The following is a 21,439-nucleotide window of genomic DNA, read 5'->3' as shown; positions in this document are numbered from 1 at the left end:
GTCAGCCGGCCTGGAGGAGGACCTTCGCGAGGGCTGCCGGCTGGGAGAACATCGGCCAGTGGCCGGTCGGCAGCTCGGCCAGCTCCCAGGAGTCGGATCTCAGCAGCTCCAGCACGTCGGTGGACGGCACGGCGCCGTCCATCAGGCACTTGAGGTAGGTGGTCGGGAGTTCGGAGATCGGCCGGACGAGCTTGGCCGGCTCGGTGATCGCGAGGCCCGGATGGGGAGTCGACCGCTCGACGATCGTCGCGACAACTTGATCGGACAGGTCCTGACCGGCGTAGTCCTCGGCAGCCAACGGCGGCCAGAATCCACCGCTCTCGGCCAACTGCCCCTCGACCCACGCACGGCCCTCGTCGGACCAGCCGTCGACGAACGACTTCCCGTCGGTGGGCACGTTCGAGTCGACATAGACGACCCGCCGGAGCCGATCGCCGATCAGCCCAGCCGCCTGCCCCGTCGGAATCCCCGAGTAGCTGTGCCCCGCCAGCACGACGTCTCGCAGATCGTTGTCCTCGACGACGGACACGATGTCCGCGACATGCTGAGCCTGTCCCACCTCGGCTGCCGCCTCATCCCGCCGCTCGGCCAGCCCGGACAATGTCACCGCATAGACCCCATGCCCCGCCTGTCGCAGTTCCTCCGCCACCTCGTCCCAAGCCCACGCACCAAGCCACGCCCCAGAGACCAACACATAATTCGCCATGCGGGTCAGGGTAGACAGTCCCGCCGACAATCCGTACGACGTTCTCCGCTGGGCAGAGCGTTCACGGACTGACGAGCTTGGCGGCTTCTTCGATGGTGTCGACCAGGTGGATCGAGGCTGACATCGGGCGGTTCGTCGCCAGAGACCGCAGCAAGGGCCAGAGCGGTAGTTTCACCGTCCAGTGGTCGATGCCGACCAGGATCATCGGGATCTGAGTGGCCGGGTCGCTGTAGTAGTTGGGGGTGACGGCCTGGAAGATCTCCTGGACTGTGCCGGCGGCGCCGGGGAGGTAGATGATGCCGCCGCGGGCTCGGCTGAGGAGGACGTCTTCCCGGAGGGCGTTGGAGAAGTACTTCGCGATCGCGGAGGCGAAGACGTTCGGGGGCTCGTGGCCGTAGAACCAGGTGGGGATGGAGACGCCACCGTCGCCCGGGAAGTCTCGGCGTACGGCGAGGCCGGTGGAGGCCCAGGCAGCTACGGACGCCTTGAAGGACGGCACTTCCGCCAGTGCCTCGAGAGCAGCGTCGACCACGGCATCGTCGTACGACGCGAGGCTGGAACCGAGGTTCGCGGCCTCCATCGCGCCCGGGCCGCCGCCGGTGGCGACGGTGAGACCGGCGCGGGCGAGCGTGCGGCCGAGCAGGACAGCCGACCGGTACGTCGGGCTGGTGCGGGCGATCCCGTGGCCGCCCATCACGCCGATCCACGGCCTGCCGCCGGGGAGTTCGTGCAGCGCGTCCGCGATCGAGTGGTCGTGCAGCGCGGCCGCGAGGGTCCGGCTGGTGTCGCCCTTCTCGTCGTGCTGCCGCGACCAGGCGTAGATCTGCGCATCCGGAGTCGCCTCGTACCCCGAAGGCAAGCCCGCGTACAGGTCGTCCGCGGTGTACAGGCTGCCGCGGTACGGGTCGAAGGGCAGTTCGGGGATCGCCGGGAAGATCAGCCCGCCGCCATCCCGGATCCAGGCGGCCGCGGTCTCCGCCAGCTCGCAGCCGAGGAACACCGACCCCATCGGCGACAGCTTCAGCAGCACCGGCGTACGGCTGGTCAGATCCACCGACTGCACCCGCCAGCCGATCATCGAGGTGGCTCCGGCGGCGGTTACCTTGTCGAAGTGCGCCAGGGACTCGATGTCCAGGTGCGGGATGCTCGGGGTCGTCACGATCAGCACCCTAAGTCACCGCGAGAGCCACGACGCGCGGCGAATCACGCTGACAGGACGGCTCTATCAGTCACGACCGAGATGAGGTATTGCTAAGACATGACACATGCGGAGCTGTGGGAGCGTCACAAGGCCGTCATGCCGGACTGGCTCGCCTTGTACTACGAGGAGCCGATCGAGCTGGTCAAGGGATCCGGGCGCCGGGTCACCGACGGTGAGGGCAAGGAGTACCTCGACTTCTTCGCCGGCATCCTGACCAACGCGATCGGGTACGACATCGCGGAGATCTCCGACGCCGTCCGCGAACAGTTGGCCAGCGGGGTCGCGCACACCTCGACGGTGTACCTGATCCGCCGCCAGATCGAGCTGGCCGAGAAGATCGCCGGGCTGTCCGGGATCAAGGACGCCAAGGTCTTCTTCACCAACTCCGGCACCGAGGCGAACGAGGCGGCCATGCTGTTCGCCACCCAGAAGCGCCGCTCGAACCAGGTGCTCGCGATGCGCAACTCGTACCACGGACGCGGGTTCGGCACCGTCGCCATCACCGGCAACCGCGGCTGGTCCGCGAGCAGCCTGTCGCCGGTGAACGTGCAGTACGTGCAGGGCGCGTACCGCTACCGCAGCCCGTTCAAGGATCTCCCGGACGCCGAGTACATCAAGGTCTGCGTGGACGACCTGCGCAACGTCATCGACACCGGTACGGCGGGCGACGTCGCCTGCCTGATCCTGGAGCCGATCCAGGGCGTCGGCGGCTTCTCGTCACCGCCCGACGGGATGTACGCCGCGTTCAAGGAGGTGCTCGACGAGTTCGGCATCCTGCTGATCTCCGACGAGGTGCAGACCGGGTGGGGCCGGACCGGTGAGCACTTCTGGGGGATCCAGGCGCACGACGTGGTGCCGGACGCGATGACGTTCGCCAAGGGCCTCGGCAACGGGTTCGCGATCGGCGGGGTGGTCGCGCGGCCGGACCTCATGGACAGCCTGAGCGCGAACTCGCTGTCGACGTTCGGCGGCAACCCGATCTCGACCAGCGCGGCGAAGGCCACCATCGAGTACCTGGTCGACAACGACCTGCAGGCCAACGCGGCCAAGCGGGGCGCGCAGTTGTTGGACGGCCTGCGCGGGATCTCGGAGGAGTTCCCCGAGCTCGGCGACGTGCGCGGCAAGGGCCTGATGCTCGCCGCGGAGATCGTCCATCCCGAGGACGACAAGCCGGACGCGGCGACCACGGCCAAGCTCCAGCAGGAGACGAAGAACCGCGGCCTGCTGACCGGCAAGGGCGGCCTCTACGGCAACGTCCTGCGGATGGCCCCGCCGATGACCCTGACCGAGGAGGAGACCTCTGAGGCGCTGGAGATCCTCCGGGACTCCTTCAACACCCTGCGCTGAACCCGGACAGCTGAATCCGGACAGCTGAATCCGGACAGCTGAACCGGACCTACCGAGCCGGCTCGTGACCGGCCAGCACCTGGTCGATCACGAGCCGGTTGACCGCGGCGCTCTGCTCGTCGGTGTCGATGACATCGGCGAGCACGATCAGCGCCTTCCACAGCGCCCAGCCGCGCGCCCGCGCCCAGGTGGCGGCATCCTGACCGACCGTACCGCGGAACGCCTCCCGGCTGTCCCCGGAGAACATCGTCCAGGCGATCACCAGATCACAGGCGGGATCACCCACCCCAGACGTACCGAAGTCGATCACCGCCGACAGGCGACCGTTCTCGACCAGCAGATTGCCACTGGCGATGTCCCCGTGGAACCACGTCGGCGGACCTTCCCATACCGTCTCGAGGGCGGCGTCCCAGACAGCGGCAGCCTTCACGGTGTCGACCCGCCCGTCGAGAGCGACGAGCGCCCGACGGGTCTCCTCGTCGTAATGCACGGGCGGCGCACCCCGGTAGAAGCTGTGCGCGGCAGCCGGCGGCCCACCCGTCGCGTCGCAGTCCTGCAGCGCCAGGATGAACTCAGCCACGGAGGTCGCGAACCCCTCCAGATCATCGATCGTCTCGAGGCTCGCCGTCTCACCGGCCAGCCACCGGCGAACCGACCAGTTGAAGGCATATCCCTCGCCCGGAACGCCCTTCCCCACGGGTTCCGGTACTGCGACCGGCAGGTGCGGCGCCAGCCTGGGCAGCCACTCGTCCTCCTTGTCCACAGCCGGCGCGTAGGCCGCGGCGGTGGGCAGCCGGACCGTCAGCTCGTCACCCAACCGGTAGGTGCGGTTGTCCCAGCCGTCGATCTTAACCGGGGTCACCGGCAGCTCGCTCCACTGCGGGAACTGCGCCTTGATCAGCCGCTTCACCAGCCCGGCATCGATACCGGCGCGGCCGTCGGGATTCGCGTTCTCGATCATCGGCCAAAGTCTCACGGCCCGCCGCGTCGCGGTGCAACAGCTTTTCAGGCGGTGCAACAGCTTGTCAGATCGTCAGGACGATGCCGTAGTCGCGGATCTTGCGGTAGATGGTGGCTCGGGACATGCCGAGGTCGCTGGCGGCCTTGTCCTTGTTGCCGCGATGGATCACGAGGGCCTTGACCACGGCGTCGCGTTCCAGGGACTCCAGTTGGGTCAGGCGGCGGCGAGTGGTCGCGCGGCACTCGCCGGGGAGGTCGTCGAGCTCGATCGTGCCGGAGCGGCGGTGTTGCGCGATCCGCAGCAGGACACGCCGGAGCTGCTCGACGTTGCCGAGCCACGGCAGTCGCATCAGCTGCGCCAGCGTCGCGGGGGAGATGCTCAGGTTGTTCCCGCGGTTCAGGCGGCCCAGCAGAAGCGGGACCAGCTTGTGCATGTCTTCCAGGTGGTGCCGCAGCGGTGGCACCTCGACGGTGTGCGAGAAGTGGGGCAGCAGTTGCGCGTCCACCTCCGGGTTACGCGGCTCGCTCCGCATTGTCAGAGCCACCCAGACCCCGCGCCGCTGGTCGGCGTACTCGAGGAGTAGTTCGGAAAGCGCGCTGATGGTGTCGCTGTCGAGCAGGTGGGCTCGCCGTACGACCAGGGAGCCCGCGCCGGCGGACAACTCCTCGGCGATCGTGTCCAGCCAGGCCGGGCTCGCTTCAGCCGAGTCCATCACGCGGAAGTGCCCTGAGCTGTTGCGGAGCTGGTTCACGGACCGCAGCAGGGCGATCTTGCCGACGCCGGCCTCGCCCTCCAACACCACCCACGACCCGTTGCGCCGGCTGGTGTCCACCGCCTGGCAGACCCGTTGCCACGTCGCGCTGTTGCCAGCCAGTCCAGGCATCAGCGGTACGACGCTGGCCGGCGTTCCGGTGGACGAGTCGAGCCCCGACTGCACCTGGATCCGCAGTACGCCACCGGCCAGTTCCGACCCTGCGAAGGACGGCCGGTAGTCCATCCGGGCCACCAGACCGCTCGGGAGGTCCGCGACCAGCGTCACCGGGTTCGGGGACCCCGCGGCGTCCGCTGACCTTGCCAGCAGGGCCGCCTGGTCCGCGGGATCGAAGCGTTGCTGCGCTTGGTTGTTCATCATCACCAGGTCGGCGCTGAGCGCCATCACGCCACTGCCCGGGTGCTGACACGCCGCCAGATAGTCGCGGAACAGGGCCAGCTCCCGAGCTCCGGACCGCGTCAGCAGTTGCTGCTCGATCTTCTGCGCGGTGGACCGGGCGCAGAACATCAGCAGGGCATTGGAGTGCGTCACCGATGAGGTGAGATCCAGTACGCCCAGGAGAGAACCCGTCACCGGGTGGTGGATCGGAGCGCCCGCACAGGCGAAACCGCCGAGGCTGCCGGTGAAGTGCTCGCTCCCGGTCACCATCGTCGGTACTCCGGCCTCCAGGGCGGTCCCGATGCCGTTGGTGCCGACTTCCTCCTCGGCGTAGCTGAAACCGGGGGAGAGGTAGGCCTTGTCGAGCTGCCGGACCAGGGCCGGGTCGGGGCAGGCTCGCTGCAGGACGAGGCCGTGCTGGTCGGTGAGGATGATGCTGACCGACTCGTTCGCCAGTTCGTTCGCGAGAGCGCTCAACACGGGGGCTGCGCTCAGCGCAAGCGGAGTCGGGCCATCCAGTTCGTGGTACGCGGGGTCGAGGTTGTCCGTGTCGACCTGGAGTCGCGAGGACCGCAGCCAGGACGCCTGGATCGGCTCGCGCACCACCTTGGCGTTCAGGTCACCGGACGTCAGAAACGAGTCCCGGGCCTGCTGCAGCAGCCGGCCCGGCTTCGGCGCACTGGTCCAGTGGTTTTGATCCATAGACACGCCTCTCCTCGTCGGGGCCTGTCCAAAGACTAGGTGCGGCCGTCTCCCCACTGTGTCTCAGATTGAGACAAGTGCAAGGCCTTGTCCGGGGTGTGATCTGTGGCACGGCGGCCCAGAGCACGTTGCAGAGCCGCTGACCTGATCTGTACCCGAGGAGGCAGACCGTGAGCAGGCAGAGTCTGAGCAAGGCACATGCCAAGATCACCGAACTGTCCTGGGAGCCGACTTTCGCCACTCCCGCGACACGCTTCGGAACCGACTACTCGTTCGACAAGGCCCCGAAGAAGGACCCGCTGAAGCAGATCATGCGGTCCTACTTCCCGATGGAGGAGGAGAAGGACAACCGCGTCTTCGGCGCGATGGACGGCGCCATCCGCGGCAACATGTTCCGCCAGGTGCAGCAGCGCTGGATGGAGTGGCAGAAGCTCTTCCTGTCCATCATCCCGTTCCCCGAGATCTCCGCCGCCCGGGCGATGCCGATGGCGATCGACGCGGTGCCGAACCCGGAGATCCACAACGGCCTGGCCGTGCAGATGATCGACGAGGTCCGGCACTCGACGATCCAGATGAACCTCAAGAAGCTCTACATGAACCACTACATCGACCCGGCCGGGTTCGACATCACCGAGAAGGCGTTCGCGAACAACTACGCGGGCACCATCGGCCGGCAGTTCGGCGAGGGGTTCATCACCGGTGACGCGATCACCGCGGCGAACATCTACCTGACCGTGGTGGCCGAGACCGCGTTCACGAACACGCTGTTCGTCGCGATGCCCGACGAGGCCGCGGCGAACGGTGACTACCTGCTGCCGACTGTCTTCCACTCGGTCCAGTCCGACGAGTCGCGCCACATCAGCAACGGGTACTCGATCCTGCTGATGGCGCTGGCCGACGAGGACAACCGGCAGTTGCTGGAGCGGGACCTGCGCTACGCCTGGTGGAACAACCACTGCGTCGTCGACGCGGCGATCGGAACCTTCATCGAGTACGGCACGAAGGACCGCCGCAAGGACCGCGACTCGTACGCCGAGATGTGGCGCCGGTGGATCTACGACGACTACTACCGCAGCTACCTGATCCCGCTGGAGAAGTACGGCCTGAAGATCCCGCACGACCTGGTCGAAGAGGCCTGGAACCGGATCTACAACAAGGGCTACGTGCACGAGGTCGCGCAGTTCTTCGCCACCGGCTGGCCCGTCAACTACTGGCGGATCGACCCGATGACCGACACCGACTTCGAGTGGTTCGAGGAGAAGTACCCAGGCTGGTACAACAAGTACGGCAAGTGGTGGGAGAACTACAACCGCCTGCGCTACCCCGGCAAGAACAAGCCGATCGCGTTCGAGGACGTCGACTACCAGTACCCGCACCGCTGCTGGACCTGCATGGTGCCGGCGCTGATCCGCGAGGACATGGTCACCGAGAAGGTCGACGGCCAGTGGCGCACCTACTGCTCCGAGACCTGCGCCTGGACCGACATCAAGGCGTTCCGGCCGGAGTACGAGGGCCGGGCGACGCCGAACATGGGCCGGCTGACCGGGCACCGCGAGTGGGAGACGCTGCACCACAACCGGGACCTGGCCGACATCATCAAGGACCTCGGCTACGTGCGCGACGACGGCAAGACGCTGATCCCGCAGCCGCACCTGGACCTGGACGACCCGAAGAAGCTGTGGACGCTCGACGACGTCCGCGGCATCAACTTCGCCAGTCCGAACATCCTGCTGAACGAGATGTCCGACGCGGACCGTGAGGCCCACGTCGCGGAGTACAAGGCGGGCGGTCCGGCCGGCCGGCCGGCGCCGGCCAAGGTCTGATCCTTCCCCCACGGGCAGGTCGGTGGCGGTGAACCCTGGCACCTCTCGCCGCCACCGATCGCCTGACTCGACAGGAGACGTTGATGGGTGACAAGCACGTCGTGAGGTTCGAGCCCGTAGACCTCGAGATGGAGGTCGACGAGGAGGAGACGGTGCTGAACGCCGCCTTCCGGCAGGGCATCGCGCTGATGCACGGGTGCAAGGAGGGCCAGTGTGCCGCGTGCAAGTCGTTCCTGCTGGACGGTGACGTCCAGATGGACCGGTACTCGACGTTCGCGCTGGCGGAGTACGAGAGCGACGAGGGCTACATCCTGCTGTGCAAGTCGCACGCGTACTCCGACCTGACCGTGGAGCTGATCAACTATGACGAGGAGGAACTGCGCAACGCCGTACCGCTGCAGCACCTGCGGACCAGAATCGCCGCGATCGAGCCGGTCACGCACGACATCGTGTCGCTGCGGCTCGACCTGGTCGAACCTGCCGCCTTCACCTTCAAACCCGGCCAGTACGCCGACATCCGGATCCCGGGGCAGGACGGCCACCGGTCGTTCTCGATGGCGAACCTGCCGGGAGAGCCGCTGGAGTTCCTGATCAAGAAGTACCCCGGTGGGCACTTCTCCGGGCTGCTCGACGACACCCTGAAGCCCGGCGACGAGCTCGAGCTGGACGGCCCGTTCGGGGCGTTCACGCTGAAGAAGTCGTCGGACCGGCGGATCGTCTGCATCGGCGGGGGAGCGGGCCTGGCCCCGATCCTCAGCCTGCTGCGCCATCTCGTGGCCGACGGCATCGACCGGCCGGTGCGGTTCTTCTACGGCGCGCGCAACCACGCGGACCTGTTCTACCTGGAGCAGATCGAGGAGCTCGGCGCGAAGCTGACCGACTTCGAGTTCGTCGGCTGCCTGTCGGACAGCTGGCCGGACGGCTGGGCGAACACCGGGTTCGTCACCGAGGTGGTGCAGCGGCTGGAGCCAGGGCTGGCCGAGTGCGACGCCTACCTGTGCGGACCACCGCCGATGGTCGACGCGGCGATCGCCCTGCTGGAGATGACGGGCGTTCCGCCGGAGCACATCCACTACGACAAGTTCACCACCTCGGTGGCGGAATAGGAGATAGCGATGGCACAAGCAGCTGTCAACAAGGAACGGAGCTTCCCGCACCCGGAGTTCACCGACTCCGAGGCCGGCGCGCTCACGTTCCCGAGCTCCACCAGTCGCAGCTACAACTACTACAAGCCGGCCAAGGCCCGCGCGACGACGTACGAGGACGTCACCTTCGACGTCCAGCCGGACCCTGAGCGGCACCTGTCGCAGGGCTGGATCTACGGCTTCGCGAACACTCCCGGCGGCTACCCGCAGGACTGGACCCGGCTGAAGTCCTCGGACTGGCACCAGTTCCGCGACCCGAACGAGGAGTGGGAGAAGACGATCTACCGCAACAACGCGGCGGTCGTCCGGCAGATCAGCCTGAGCCTGGAGAACGCCAAGCGGGCCAAGGCCTACAGCCACTGGAACCCGGCCTGGGTCCGGTTCATCGAGCGCAACCTCGGTGCCTGGATGCACGCCGAGAACGGGCTGGGCATGCACGTGTTCACGGCGGCCCAGCGGTCGGCTCCGACGAACATGATCAACAACGCGATGGCGGTCAACGCGGCCCACAAGCTGCGGTTCGCGCAGGACCTCGCGCTGTTCAACCTCGACCTGGCCGAGTCGGAGATCGACTTCGACGGTCAGGTGCACAGGGACGTCTGGCAGAACGATCCGGTCTGGCAGGGTGTCCGCGAGAACGCCGAGCGGCTGACCGCGATCGGCGACTGGGGTGAGGCGCTGTTCGCGACGAACATCGTCTTCGAGTCGCTCGTCGGGGTGCTGTTCCGCAGCGACCTGCTGATGCAGATCTCGGCGCGCAACGGCGACTACATCACGCCCACGATCGTGGGCGCCGGCGAGAACGACTACAGCCGCGACCTCGGCTACACCCGGGCGCTGTTCTCGATGCTGACCAGGGACGAGAAGCACGGCGAGGAGAACAAGGCCGTGCTCGGCGAGTGGCTGTCCACCTGGGTGCCGCAGAGCCTGCGCGCGGCCCACGAGCTGCAGCCGATCTGGTCGCAGCCGAACGAGAAGGTCGTCACCTTCGCCGACTCGCTGGACGCGGCCAAGGCGACCTTCCGCAGCGTGCTCGCCGACCTCGACCTCGAAGCCCCGAAGGAGCTGGACCAGTGACGACGACCAAGGAGTTCGGCGCGGCCGACCGCACCTTCTCGAACATGTGCGGCGTGACCCTGATGAACAACCAGAACGGCTACGTGGTCGCCGAGATCATGGGCCGCAAGGACAACGTGACGATCACCGAGTACCCCTCGATGATCCGGGTCGACGGCGTCGGCAAGCTCACCTTCGACTACGCCGAGATCACCGACGCGCTCGGCGCGGACTTCGACCAGTCCGACTTCGAGGAGATCATGTCCACCCACTACGGGCGGATGGTCCACTTCGACGACAAGACGATGCTCTTCTCCAGCCCGGAGGAGGCCGCGGAGTACATCGACTTCGACCTGGTCGAGGTCCCCAGCTGATTCCCCTGGGCCCCGGCCTGCCGGGGCCCAGGCTGTTGCCTGCCAGGGAGGCAAAACCATGTATGAGAAGAACGGCGAGAAGTACTACGTCGTCGACAGCCACGTGCACTTCTGGAACGGCCGGCCGGAGAACAACCGGAACCGGTACGGCGAGGGTTTCACGGCCTGCTTCTACGACTACCACCGCAACCTGTCGCCCGAGGAGTACGTCTGGACGCCGGAGAAGTTCGGCGCCTACTCCGAGGCCGACCTGGTCCACGACCTGTTCGAGATCGGCTACGTGGACAAGGCGATCTTCCAGCCGACCTACCTGACCGACTTCTACGTCGACGGGTTCAACACCACCGAGCGCGACGGCGCGGTGGCCGAGAACAACCCGGGCAAGTTCATCACCAACGGCGCCTGGGACCCGCGCGACGGCGAGGAGGGGCTGGAGAAGCTCGAGGAACTCCACGCGCGCTGGAACCTCCAGGGCGTGAAGCTCTACACCGCCGAGTGGAAGGGCGACTCGAAGGGCTGGAAGCTGTCCGACCCGTCGGCCGAGCCGTACCTGCGCAAGTGCATCGAGCTCGGGATCAAGAACATCCACGTGCACAAGGGCCCCACGATCTACCCGCTGAACCGGGACGCCTTCGACGTCCAGGACATCGACTACGCGGCCTCGATCTTCCCCGAGCTCAACTTCATCGTCGAGCACGTCGGGCTGCCCAGGCTCGAGGACTTCTGCTGGATCGCCACCCAGGAGCCCAACGTGTACGGCGGCCTGGCGGTCGCGATGCCGTTCATCCACAGCCGGCCCAGGTACTTCGCCCAGATCATCGGCGAGCTTCTGTACTGGATCGGCGAGGACCGGATCACCTTCGCCAGCGACTACGCGATCTGGCAGCCGAAGTGGCTGGTCGAGAAGTTCGTGGACTTCCAGATCCCCGAGGACATGCAGTCGGAGTACGGCGTCCTGACGCCCGACGTGAAGCGCAAGATCCTCGGGCTGAACGCGGCCAAGCTGTACGGCCTCGACGTACCGGCGGAGCTGCGGATCGCCGAAGCCACCGAAGACACCGACAAGCCGGTCGGCGCCTCGCCGGTCCAGGTCGCCTGACTCGAAGGGAACACCACCATGGCCAAGGACCTCCGCTTCAGCAACGACGCGCGGCAACTGCTCGAACAGGGCGTGAACGCCCTCGCCGACGCGGTCAAAGTGACACTCGGGCCCAAGGGGCGCAACGCGGTACTGGAGAAGCTGACCGGGCCGCCCACCATCACCAACGACGGCGTCACCATCGCCCGCGAGATCCAGCTGCGCGACCCGTTCGCCAACATGGGCGCCCAGCTGGTCAAGGAAGTCGCGATGAAGACCAACGGTGTCGCCGGTGACGGCACCACCACCGCCACCGTGCTCGCCCAGGCCCTCGTGCGCGAGGGCCTGCGGGCGGTCGACGAAGGCGCGAACCCGATGCAGTTGCGGCGGGGGATCGAGGAGGCCGTCGCCGCCATCGTGAAGACGCTGCATGCCCGCACGTCCGAGATCGGCGGCCAGGGCGACCTGTTGTTCGTGGCGACCCTGTCGGCCAACGACGACCCGGAGATCGGGTCCGTCATCTCCGAGGCGATGAGCCGGGTCGGCAAGACCGGTGTGGTCACCGTCGAGGAGTCGCCGGCGTACGGGCTGAGCCTGACCGTTGTCGACGGCATCGAGTTCGACCACGGCTTCATCTCGCCGTACATGGTGACCGACAAGGACCGGATGGAGACCGTCTTCGACGACCCGTTCATCCTGCTCACGAACAAGAAGATCAGCCAGCTGCAGGACCTGATGCCGACGCTGGAACTGGTGACGCGGTCCGGCCGGCCCCTGGTGATCCTGGCCGAGAACGTCGGCGGCCCGGCGCTGCAGATGCTGGTCAGCAACAACGTGCACGACACCTTCCGCTCGGTCGTCGTCCGCGCCCCCGGCTTCGGACACCGCCGGGTCGCGGAGCTGGAGGACCTCGCCGCGGTGCTCGGTGGCCGCGTGGTCAGCGAGGACTCCGGCGTCAACCTGCACTCGGTCTCGCTGGCCGACCTCGGCACCTGCCACCGCATCACCATCACTGAGGCCGGTACGACGATGGTCGGCGGCGCGGGGGATTCCACGGCGGTGGAGGCCCGGTTGCACCAGCTCGAGAAGGAGCTGGAGCGGACCGAGAACGAGCACGACCAGGACAACCTGCGGCTGCGGATCGCGCGGCTCGCCGGACGCGTGGCCGTGATCCACGTCGGTGCGGCGACGGGTGTCGAGCTCAAGGAGAAGCAGCACCGGGTCGAAGACTCCCTCTCCGCGACGCGGGCGGCGCTCGAGGAAGGCGTGATCGCGGGTGGCGGCTCCGCCCTCGCCCAGGCGCGCGACGAGCTGGACAAGGTGGAGCTCACGGGTGACGCGCTGGTCGGGCGGGAGATCGTCCGCCAGTCGCTCGGTGAACCGCTGCGCTGGATCGCGATCAACGCCGGGTACGACGGCGACGAGGTGGTCAAGACGGTGTCGGAGCTGCCCGTCGGGCAGGGCTTCAACGCGCTGACCGGCGAGTACGGCGACATGTTCGACTTCGGCGTGATGGACCCGGTCAAGATCACCCGGTCCGCACTGGAGAGCGCCGCGTCGATCGCCGCCCTGCTGATCACCACGGAGACCGCGATCGTGGAGGAGGTCCTCGGCAACCCGGGCGCCATCGTGGCTCCCGGCTTCGGAGACCTGGCGGAAGGCATGGTCCGCCCCTCCAACATCTACTGATCACCGGATGACCCAATTGGCCCGCCCGCCCCCGGTCCCTCCGCCGGGGGCGGCGTCCGTGTCGCGGCGGACGCCACCCCGTAGGGAGCCCCCTGGACGGAAAGAACCCCGGTACGCCGGGGTTCGGCGTACCGGGGTTCTCCTGGTGGATCAGCGGATCTGTTCCTGCGGGGGCAGCGCGGCGGCTGAGGCGGCGGCCACCGCTGTCTGGTCGATCTGGTCCGGGGCGATGGGACCGCCGGCGGACCGGCCGCGGCGGCGCATCCGCTGCTCGACCTTGACCGCACCCAGGCCGAGGAAGTAGTTCACGATCACGAAGATCGCGCCGACCACGATCAGCGCCGGCAGCAGGTTCGACTTGAAGTTGCCGATCTGCTCCGCCTTCCGGAGCAGTTCCTCGTAGGTGATGATGTAGCCGAGCGCGGTGTCCTTCAGGATCACCACCAGCTGGCCGACGATGGCCGGCAGCATCGCGGTGATGGCCTGGGGCAACAACACCAGCCGCATCGTCTTCTGGGTGGTGAGACCGATCGCCAGCGCGGCCTCGTTCTGCCCCTTCGGCAGCGAGTGCACGCCCGAGCGGACCAGTTCGGCGACGACCGCGCCGTTGTAGAACATCAGGCCGAACACCACCGCCGCGAGCGGCAGCCGCTCGGACGGGAACAGGTCGTAGTAGCCGAACAGCGCATAGGCGAACAGCATCATCATCAGCACCGGCACGGCCCGGAAGAACTCCACGACGATGCCGCAGGGCCAGCGGATCCAGGTGGCGCTCGACAGCCGTCCGACGCCGAGCAGGATGCCGATGGTGAGCGAGAGGACCACGGCGATGGCGGCGGCGGTCAGGGTGCCGATCAGGCCGGGGATGAGGTACTCGGTCCAGATCTCGGCGGTGAGGAACGGCTCCCACTTCGCCGCGGTGAGCTGGTCCTTCTCGTTCAGCTTGCCGATCACGAACCACAGGATCAGCAGCAGGACGATGATGCTGCCGACGCCGACCGCGGCGTACAGACGCTTGGCCTTCGGGCCGGGGGCGTCGAAGAGAACGCTGGTGCTGCTCATCGCTTCACCGCCAGGCGCTTGGACATCGAGGTGAACAGGATGCCGACCGGCAGCGTCAGGATGACGAAGCCGAGGGCGAAGATCCCGAACACGACGAAGATCACGTCGGGCCGGTTCTCCATCATCACCTTCATCACCGCGGACGCCTCGGTCACGCCGATCACCGAAGCGACGGTGGAGTTCTTGGTCAGCGCGATCAGCACGTTGCCGAGCGGTGCGATGGCACCCCGGAAGGCCTGCGGCAGGACGATGTACCGCAGCGTCTTCAGGAACGGCAGGCCGATCGCCCGGGCCGCCTCCGCCTGGCCCAGCGGGACCGTGTTCACCCCGCTGCGGATCGCCTCCGCGACGAACGCGGCGTGGTACACGGACAGGCCGAGCACGGCGAGCCGGAAGTTGTTGTCGTCGATCGAGGTCGGCGAGTTCGGGTTCGCCAGCTGGATGCCCAGCTGCAGGAACAGGCCGAGGTTGCAGAACACGATCACCAGCGTCAGCGGCGTGTTCCGGACGATGTTGACGTAGGCGCTGCCGATCATCTGGAGCACCTTGACCGGCGAGACGCGCATCACCGCGACCGCGGTGCCGATCAGCAGCGCGAAGAACGCGGACAGCACGGTCAGGTAGATGGTCTCCTTGAACGCCTGGAGACCGTCGTACTCGGTGAAGAACTCAGAAATCACGTCCATGGTGCTCCCGCGGGGGATCGAGGTCGAGACCCAAGCGTGGGGAGGGACCGTTGCCGGTCCCTCCCCACGAGGACTTCAGGTCAGGCGCAGGCGTCGAAAGTCTTCGGCGGATTGGTCGCCGGGTCCAGCTTCAGACCGGCGGTGCCGAGGTTCTTGTCGAAGGCCTTCTGCCACTCGCCGGAGTCGACCATCTTCTTCAGCGCGTCGTTGACCTTGGTGCAGGTCGCGGTGTCGCCCTTCTTCAGGCCGACGCCGTAGCGCTCCTCGGAGAAGGTCTTGCCGACCACCTTGAACTTGCCCTTGTTCGCCTCCTGCGCGGCGAAGCCGGCCAGGATCGTGTTGTCGGTGGTGACGGCGTCGATCGCGCCCGAGCTCAGCGCCTCGACACACTTGGAGTAGGTGTCGTACTTCTGCAGCTGGACGGTCTTGGCGAACTTGTCCGCGACCTTCTGAGCCGAGGTGGAGCCGGTCACCGAGCACAGCTTCTTGCCGTTCAGCGCGTCCGGACCGGTGATGTCGGTGTTGTCGGCCTTGACCAGCAGGTCCTGACCGGCGGTCAGGTATGGACCGCCGAAGGAAACCTTCTCCTTGCGGGTGTCGGTGATCGAGTAGGTCGCGAAGATCATCTTGACCTGGTCGTTGGCCAGCAGGCTCTCCCGCTGCGCGGACGGCGATTCCTTGAACTCGATGTTGCCCTCGTCGATGCCCATCTCCTTGGCGACGTACTTCGCCACGTCGACGTCCAGGCCGGTGTAGTTCGAGCCCTCCTTCAGGCCGAGGCCGGGCTGGTCGAACTTGATGCCGATGGTCATCTTCTCGCCGCCGCTGCCGGAGCCGCCGGCGTCCGACGCGTCGTCGCCACAGGCCGTCAGACCGGCCGCGGCCATGACCGAGATGCCGAGGGCAGCGATGATCCGCTGTCGCATGGTGTTTTCCTCCAGTAATCGGTACTGCTCAGGATTTCAGGGGACGGGCTGGCGGTCAGTGGGTGAGGATCTTCGAGAGGAAGTCCTGGGCCCGCTTGGTCTGCGGGTCGGTGAAGAACTTCTCCGGCTCGGCCTCTTCGACGATCTGGCCGTCGGCCATGAAGACGACCCGGTTGGCCGCCTTGCGGGCGAAGCCCATCTCATGGGTGACGACGACCATCGTCATGCTCTGCTTGGCGAGCCCGACCATCACGTCGAGCACCTCGTTGATCATCTCCGGGTCCAGCGCCGAGGTGGGCTCGTCGAAGAGCATCACCTTCGGGTCCATCGCCAGTGCCCGAGCGATCGCGACCCGCTGCTGCTGCCCGCCGGACAACTGCGCCGGGTACTTGTCTGCCTGCGCCTCGACACCGACGCGCTCGAGCAGAGCCCGCGCGTGCTTCTCCGCCTCGGCCTTGGACTGGCCGCGGACCTTCATCGGCCCCAGGGTGACGTTCTGCAGGATCGTCTTGTGGGCGAAGAGGTTGAACGACTGGAACACCATGCCGACATCGGCGCGCAGCCGCGCCAGCGGCTTGCCCTCCAACGGCAGCGGCTGGCCGTCCAGCGTGATGAGGCCCGAGTCGATCGGCTCCAGCCGGTTGATCGCACGGCACAACGTCGACTTGCCCGACCCGGACGGGCCGATCACCACGACGACCTCGCCCTTGCCGATGGACAGGTTGATGTCCTTCAGAACGTGCAGGTCACCGAAATGCTTGTTGACATCCCGCAGGGCGACAAGACCGGTTGTCGTCACGGTATCGACGGCAGAGGAATCGCTCATGGCGAGAACCTAGCGGAGGCAGGGGGTGACCGCACGGATCCCCGGTTCCACGGTGGTAACGATCTGCGACAACGCCGAGCGGGCTGTGACCGATCGATCACAGCCTGCTCGGGCCGGACCGTTAGTGTCCGGGACGGCGCGTTCCGCAGCATCCTCCCGCAGGGATTGCCGTCGCGGTCACCGGTTCCTTGACGGCAGCCTCGACGTCGGCGAGCATCGCCTGCCTTGCCTGCAGGGAGATCACCCGTCCGCGGCTGATCACGGAGTGGATCCGCCGGGTGTTGCGGATGTCCGTCAGCGGGTCGGCGTCCAGCACCACCAGGTCGGCGATCTTGCGCGGCTCCACGGAGCCGAGGTCGCGGCTCATGCCGAGGAACCTGGCCGGTTCCACCGTCGCGGCGTGTAACGCCTGCCTTGGCGTGGCCCCGGCGCCGACGAGCAGCTCGAGCTCGTGGTGCAACGCGAACCCGGGCACCATGCACGGTGTACCGGTGTCGGTGCCGGCCAGGACCGGTACGTCGTGGGCGAACAGCTCACGCGCGAACCGCTGCCGGTAGGCCCACATCTGCCGCTGGCGCGAGATCTCTTCGGCCGGGCGGTTCGCCTTGTAGAGCTCCTCCAGCACGTAGTCGTAGGTCGCCATCGAGTCGGCGCTCAGGTACTTCAGCGTGGCTGGATCGGGGGCAGAGTAGTCCGGCTGATCGAGCACGTTGTGCATCGTCAGGGTCGGGGTGACCCGGGTTCGGTTGCGCCGCAGGGTGCCGAAGACGTCAGCCGCACGGGCCTGGCTGAACGTGTTCGCGGCGAGCCACTCGATCGGGTGAAGCTGGCGGAACCAGGAGTTGTAGTCGCCGGTGCTGACGTTGATCGCCCGCAGCATCCGGCGTATGTCGAACTCGCGGCTGGAGACCGACAGACCGAGCGAGTGGATGTGCTCGATACTGCGTTGTCCGGCGTTGCTCACCTCCTTGGTGGTCAGCTCGTCCGGCCCGTGCCCGTGCACCGTCAGCCCGTTGCGCCGCGCCTCGTCGATGATCGCCCGGTACGCCGTGGCGTTGAGGCGCGAGTAGACCTTCACGAAGTCGGCGCCATCCGCCTTTACCTGCCGTACTGCGGCCCGCGCGCCGGCCTCGTCCTTCACCGCGAGCACGGGCAGCAGGTTCGGGTCCCACAGGGTCGGGTCGCCGTCGATGATCTTGCCGGCCACGATCATCCGCGGACCGAGCAGCGTGCCGGCGTCGATCCGGTCGCGCCACTCGTACAGCATCGGGTTGTTGCCGGACATCTCGCGGACCGTGGTGAGGCCGTTCGCGAGGTAGAGCTGCGGCGAGACCCGCTCGTCGCCGAGGCTGTGCACGTGCATGTCGGCGAGGCCGGGGATGACGTACTTCCCGGTCAGGTCGATCGCGGTCGCGCCGCGGGGGACTGGCAGGTTGCGGCCGACGGCGACGATCCGGTCACCGCTGATCAGTACGGTCTGCGCCTTGTCCCGGCGGCCGGTGGCGACGTCGATCACGGTGACGCCGGTCAGGGCCGTCATCCGGGCGGTGCCGACGGAGGTGAGCGGATTGATCAGGGCCGAGGCAGGGCCTGCGGTTAGGGAGCCTCCGGCAACCACAGCGGCGCCGACGGCGGTACGGGCGAGGAACTGGCGACGGGAACTGTTCATGGGTTCAAGTGTTCTCGCGGACCCTGCGGCGGTCAGGGGTAGCAACTGCCCTAACCCAGGTAGGGATATGTCTACTGTCGGACGTACTCTTGGTGGCTGTCATGCGTACTTATGAGGTCCGCACCTACGGGTGTCAGATGAATGTCCACGACTCCGAGCGCCTGCGCGGGCTGCTGGAGGACGCTGGTTATGTCCGCGCGCCCGAGGGTGACCAGGCCGACGTGGTCGTCTTCAACACCTGCGCGGTCCGCGAGAACGCCGACAACAAGCTGTACGGCAACCTCGGTCACCTGGCGCCGGTGAAGGCCAAGAAGCCCGGCATGCAGATCGCCGTCGGTGGCTGCCTGGCGCAGAAGGACAAGGCCAGCATCACCAAGAAGGCGCCCTGGGTGGACGTCGTGTTCGGCACCCACAACATCGGCTCGCTGCCGGTGCTGCTGGAGCGGGCCCGGATCCAGGAGGAGTCGCAGGTCGAGATCCTCGAGTCCCTGGACGTCTTCCCGTCGACGCTGCCGACCCGCCGCGAGTCGCCGTACTCCGCCTGGGTGTCGGTCAGCGTCGGGTGCAACAACACCTGCACGTTCTGCATCGTCCCGGCGCTGCGCGGCCGCGAGAAGGACCGCCGCCCGGGTGACGTGCTCGCCGAGGTCGAGGCGCTCGTCGCCGAGGGCGTGCTCGAGGTGACGCTGCTCGGCCAGAACGTGAACTCGTACGGCGTGGAGTTCGGCGACCGGTACGCGTTCTCGAAGCTGCTCCGGGCCTGCGGCGCGATCGACGGGCTGGAGCGGGTCCGCTTCACCTCGCCGCACCCGCGCGACTTCACCGCGGACGTGATCGAGGCGATGGCCGAGACCCCGAACGTGATGCCCTCGCTGCACATGCCCCTGCAGTCCGGCTCCGACCAGATCCTGAAGACGATGCGCCGCTCTTACCGGCGGGACCGCTATCTGAAGATCATCGAGGATGTCCGCACCGCGATGCCGGACGCCGCGATCACCACCGACATCATCGTCGGCTTCCCCGGCGAGACCGAGGAAGACTTCCAGGGCACGCTCGACGTCGTCCGCCAGGCGCGCTTCGCCGGCGCGTTCACCTTCCAGTACTCCAAGCGCCCCGGCACTCCGGCCGAGTCGATGGAGGACCAGGTACCGCGCGAGGTCGTCCAGGAGCGGTACGAGCGGCTGGTCGCGCTTCAGGACGACATGGCGTGGGACGAGAACAAGAAGATCGTCGGCCAGTCCGTCGAGGTGCTGATCGCCGAGGGGGAGGGCCGCAAGGACGCCGCCACCCACCGCCTCTCCGGCCGTGCCCGCGACAACCGGCTCGTCCACTTAGCTCTACCCGAAGGCGTCGAGAAGCCGCGCCCCGGCGACCTGGCGACGGTTGAGATCACCTACGCCGCCCCGCACCACCTGGTAGCCGACGTCTTCGGCTCAGTACGCCGTACGCGTGCGGGCGACGCCTGGGAACGCGCCCAGGATGCTCCTGCCTCGGCTGCTGTCCCCGGCGTCATGCTCGGCATGCCAGTGATCGGCAAGCCCGCCCCGCTCGAGCCCGCCACCGGCGGCTGCCAGGTCGGCTGACGTTGCTCCCGCCCGACGCCGAGCCTTTCGCCTCCGGGCGGGACGCGGATGTGTACTCGCTCGACGAGTCGTGGGTGGTCCGGCGATACCGCGACGGCCGCCCGGTGCGTGACGAGGCCGACTTCATGCGCTGGGTCAGGAAATACGACTACCCGGTCCCGGCGGTCCGGCAGGTCGAGGGGCCGGACATCGTCCTGGAACGCCTCGCCGGACCGACCCTCGCGGACGCGGCGATCGCCGGCGACGTGTCACCGGTAGAAGTCGGCCTGATCCACGCCGACCTCCACCGCCGCCTCCAGACGATCCCAGCCCCCAGCGGTACCGCGGGCCAAGTCGTGATGCACGGCGATCTCCACCCGTACAACGTCATCCTCACCGCCGACGGCCCGGTCGTCATCGACTGGGCCAACACCGAGGAAGGCCCCCCGGAGTTCGACGTCGCGATGACCGCGATCATCTTCGCCCAGGTAGCCCTGGACCCCGCCTTCGCCTCCCTGACCTCCATGCTCCGCGAGGCCTTGTCGACGTACCTGGCCAACTCCATCAACCCCACCGCAGGCCTGGACGCCGCCCTTGCCTCCCGCGGCCGCAACATCACGCTCACCCCGGACGAACTGGCCCTCCTCCCCGCCCAAGCCGCCCTCATCCGCTCCCACCTCCCAACCTGATCCACCCCGCGGCAGCGGTTGCCGTTCTTCGGGATGGCAGAGGCGCGGGTGGTTGCCCCGGGTATGCGTGCGGGTTTCGCCGGTATGAGTGCGGGTGGTTCGCCGGGCATGGGAGGGGTGGTTCCGCCCGGCGTGGGTGCGGGTGGTTCGCGGTCTCCGCTGCGTGATGGTGCTAGTCGGGCTGGGGTGCGTCAAGAGCGCTTCGCGTCCCTTCGGGATCGGAACAAGTTCCGACTCTTGACCCACCCCATCCCGACCAGGGAAGGACGCAGCTACGCGGATCCCGCGGAGGGGACTGAGCCGGGTCGGGGGGAGTTTTCCGGGGTCGGTGTACCGAGCGACAGGTAATACTTGGATGGTCGCAGAGGTCGCAGGCGTGGGTCGCACGTCGGGGTGGTGGGTGCGGCGACTACTGCCTGTCGTTCGGTACACCGGCTTCCGGAGGTGGTGGGTTTCCGCCCGGTGGGTGGTGGAAGTGCCGATGCGGAGCTGGCGCTGACGGGATGTTGGACCACTGGCAGGTTGTTCGACCACTGGCCGGTTATTGGCCAGCTGGTGGCTCGTCGCGGGGCCCGCTGACCGGCTGTTCGCCGACTGGCGGCTTGTTAGGCGCCAGCGGTCGAACAACCGGATACCGAAAGCCCGCCGCCCGGCCCGGATCCGCTGGCGGCCGCCGTGGCGTGCACTTGTGGGGACCGCGGACACCTTCTCGGGGGTGCGACGGTCGGTGGCGGTGCGGTTGTGGGGACCTCGGACACCGTATGGGGACCTGGGGAGCCTGTTGCTC

18 protein-coding genes are annotated in these 21,439 nt (G+C 67.5%); 9 read left to right on the top strand and 9 right to left on the bottom strand.

The window, feature by feature from the left end; all coding sequences use genetic code 11:
* Position 1 precedes the first annotated feature (1 nt).
* Positions 2 to 706, bottom strand: coding sequence for an alpha/beta fold hydrolase (locus tag ACFPJ1_RS02700; protein WP_380101178.1), 705 nt, complete (start codon positions 704 to 706; stop codon positions 2 to 4).
* Positions 707 to 767: 61 nt separating this feature from the next.
* Complete coding sequence (locus ACFPJ1_RS02695; protein ID WP_380101177.1) at positions 768 to 1,865, bottom strand: LOG family protein; 1,098 nt, start codon at positions 1,863 to 1,865, stop codon at positions 768 to 770.
* Positions 1,866 to 1,964: 99 nt separating this feature from the next.
* Here ACFPJ1_RS02695 and ACFPJ1_RS02690 point away from each other — a divergent pair, with 99 nt between their 5' ends.
* On the top strand, positions 1,965 to 3,254 hold the full coding sequence (locus ACFPJ1_RS02690; protein ID WP_380101175.1) for an aspartate aminotransferase family protein: 1,290 nt from the start codon (positions 1,965 to 1,967) through the stop codon (positions 3,252 to 3,254).
* A gap of 49 nt (positions 3,255 to 3,303) precedes the next feature.
* Here ACFPJ1_RS02690 and ACFPJ1_RS02685 read toward each other — a convergent pair whose 3' ends face one another.
* Positions 3,304 to 4,215 carry an aminoglycoside phosphotransferase family protein gene (locus ACFPJ1_RS02685; RefSeq protein WP_380101174.1) on the bottom strand — a complete coding sequence of 304 codons (912 nt, stop codon included), beginning with the start codon at positions 4,213 to 4,215 and terminating at the stop codon, positions 3,304 to 3,306.
* Between the two features lie 64 nt (positions 4,216 to 4,279).
* Positions 4,280 to 6,067: a sigma-54-dependent Fis family transcriptional regulator gene (locus ACFPJ1_RS02680; protein WP_380101172.1), complete on the bottom strand. Its 1,788-nt coding sequence runs from the start codon at positions 6,065 to 6,067 to the stop codon at positions 4,280 to 4,282.
* A 170-nt stretch (positions 6,068 to 6,237) separates the two neighbouring features.
* On the opposite strand from ACFPJ1_RS02680, the gene ACFPJ1_RS02675 reads away from it, so the two are divergent.
* The 6 genes from ACFPJ1_RS02675 (at position 6,238) to groL (ending at position 13,232) form a co-directional block, all read left to right on the top strand.
* Entirely contained in the window at positions 6,238 to 7,890 is a 1,653-nt protein-coding gene (locus tag ACFPJ1_RS02675) for an aromatic/alkene/methane monooxygenase hydroxylase/oxygenase subunit alpha (protein WP_380101171.1), read from the top strand.
* A gap of 83 nt (positions 7,891 to 7,973) precedes the next feature.
* Positions 7,974 to 8,996 (top strand): 2Fe-2S iron-sulfur cluster-binding protein, encoded by a 1,023-nt coding sequence (locus ACFPJ1_RS02670; RefSeq protein WP_380101169.1) that lies wholly within the window; start codon positions 7,974 to 7,976, stop codon positions 8,994 to 8,996.
* Between the two features lie 9 nt (positions 8,997 to 9,005).
* Positions 9,006 to 10,112, top strand: a complete 1,107-nt coding sequence (locus tag ACFPJ1_RS02665; protein ID WP_380101168.1) for an aromatic/alkene monooxygenase hydroxylase subunit beta — start codon at positions 9,006 to 9,008, stop codon at positions 10,110 to 10,112.
* The gene (mimD, locus tag ACFPJ1_RS02660) at positions 10,109 to 10,465 is read left to right on the top strand and encodes a propane 2-monooxygenase effector subunit MimD (protein ID WP_199234923.1); all 357 of its coding nucleotides are present in this window, start codon (positions 10,109 to 10,111) and stop codon (positions 10,463 to 10,465) included. The genes ACFPJ1_RS02665 and mimD overlap by 4 nt, the downstream gene beginning before the upstream one ends.
* A 58-nt stretch (positions 10,466 to 10,523) precedes the next feature.
* Complete coding sequence (locus tag ACFPJ1_RS02655) at positions 10,524 to 11,564, top strand: amidohydrolase family protein (RefSeq protein WP_380101166.1); 1,041 nt, start codon at positions 10,524 to 10,526, stop codon at positions 11,562 to 11,564.
* An 18-nt stretch (positions 11,565 to 11,582) separates the two neighbouring features.
* Positions 11,583 to 13,232 carry a chaperonin GroEL gene (groL, locus tag ACFPJ1_RS02650; protein ID WP_380101164.1) on the top strand — a complete coding sequence of 550 codons (1,650 nt, stop codon included), beginning with the start codon at positions 11,583 to 11,585 and terminating at the stop codon, positions 13,230 to 13,232.
* A gap of 150 nt (positions 13,233 to 13,382) precedes the next feature.
* On the opposite strand, the gene ACFPJ1_RS02645 is transcribed toward groL, so the two are convergent.
* The 5 genes from ACFPJ1_RS02645 to ACFPJ1_RS02625 all read right to left on the bottom strand — a co-directional run bounded on the left by ACFPJ1_RS02645 (position 13,383) and on the right by ACFPJ1_RS02625 (position 18,401).
* Positions 13,383 to 14,294: an amino acid ABC transporter permease gene (locus ACFPJ1_RS02645; RefSeq protein ID WP_380101163.1), complete on the bottom strand. Its 912-nt coding sequence runs from the start codon at positions 14,292 to 14,294 to the stop codon at positions 13,383 to 13,385.
* A complete protein-coding gene (locus ACFPJ1_RS02640) occupies positions 14,291 to 14,980 on the bottom strand; it encodes an amino acid ABC transporter permease (RefSeq protein ID WP_380101161.1) in 690 nt (229 codons plus the stop codon). The genes ACFPJ1_RS02645 and ACFPJ1_RS02640 overlap by 4 nt, the downstream gene beginning before the upstream one ends.
* A gap of 80 nt (positions 14,981 to 15,060) precedes the next feature.
* Positions 15,061 to 15,906, bottom strand: a complete 846-nt coding sequence (locus ACFPJ1_RS02635; RefSeq protein WP_380101159.1) for a glutamate ABC transporter substrate-binding protein — start codon at positions 15,904 to 15,906, stop codon at positions 15,061 to 15,063.
* 55 nt (positions 15,907 to 15,961) lie between these two features.
* On the bottom strand, positions 15,962 to 16,732 hold the full coding sequence (locus ACFPJ1_RS02630) for an amino acid ABC transporter ATP-binding protein (protein ID WP_380101158.1): 771 nt from the start codon (positions 16,730 to 16,732) through the stop codon (positions 15,962 to 15,964).
* Positions 16,733 to 16,853: 121 nt separating this feature from the next.
* Positions 16,854 to 18,401 carry an amidohydrolase family protein gene (locus ACFPJ1_RS02625; RefSeq protein ID WP_380101157.1) on the bottom strand — a complete coding sequence of 516 codons (1,548 nt, stop codon included), beginning with the start codon at positions 18,399 to 18,401 and terminating at the stop codon, positions 16,854 to 16,856.
* 101 nt (positions 18,402 to 18,502) lie between these two features.
* On the opposite strand from ACFPJ1_RS02625, the gene miaB reads away from it, so the two are divergent.
* Together miaB and ACFPJ1_RS02615 are read left to right on the top strand one after the other, a co-directional pair.
* Complete coding sequence (gene miaB / locus ACFPJ1_RS02620; protein WP_380101156.1) at positions 18,503 to 19,984, top strand: tRNA (N6-isopentenyl adenosine(37)-C2)-methylthiotransferase MiaB; 1,482 nt, start codon at positions 18,503 to 18,505, stop codon at positions 19,982 to 19,984.
* Positions 19,985 to 19,986: 2 nt separating this feature from the next.
* A complete protein-coding gene (locus tag ACFPJ1_RS02615; RefSeq protein ID WP_380101155.1) occupies positions 19,987 to 20,652 on the top strand; it encodes a phosphotransferase in 666 nt (221 codons plus the stop codon).
* Positions 20,653 to 21,439 lie beyond the last annotated feature (787 nt).

Source organism: Kribbella qitaiheensis (assembly GCF_042657745.1).
Classification (GTDB): domain Bacteria; phylum Actinomycetota; class Actinomycetes; order Propionibacteriales; family Kribbellaceae; genus Kribbella; species Kribbella qitaiheensis.
This window is presented reverse-complemented; position numbering and strand designations above follow the sequence as displayed.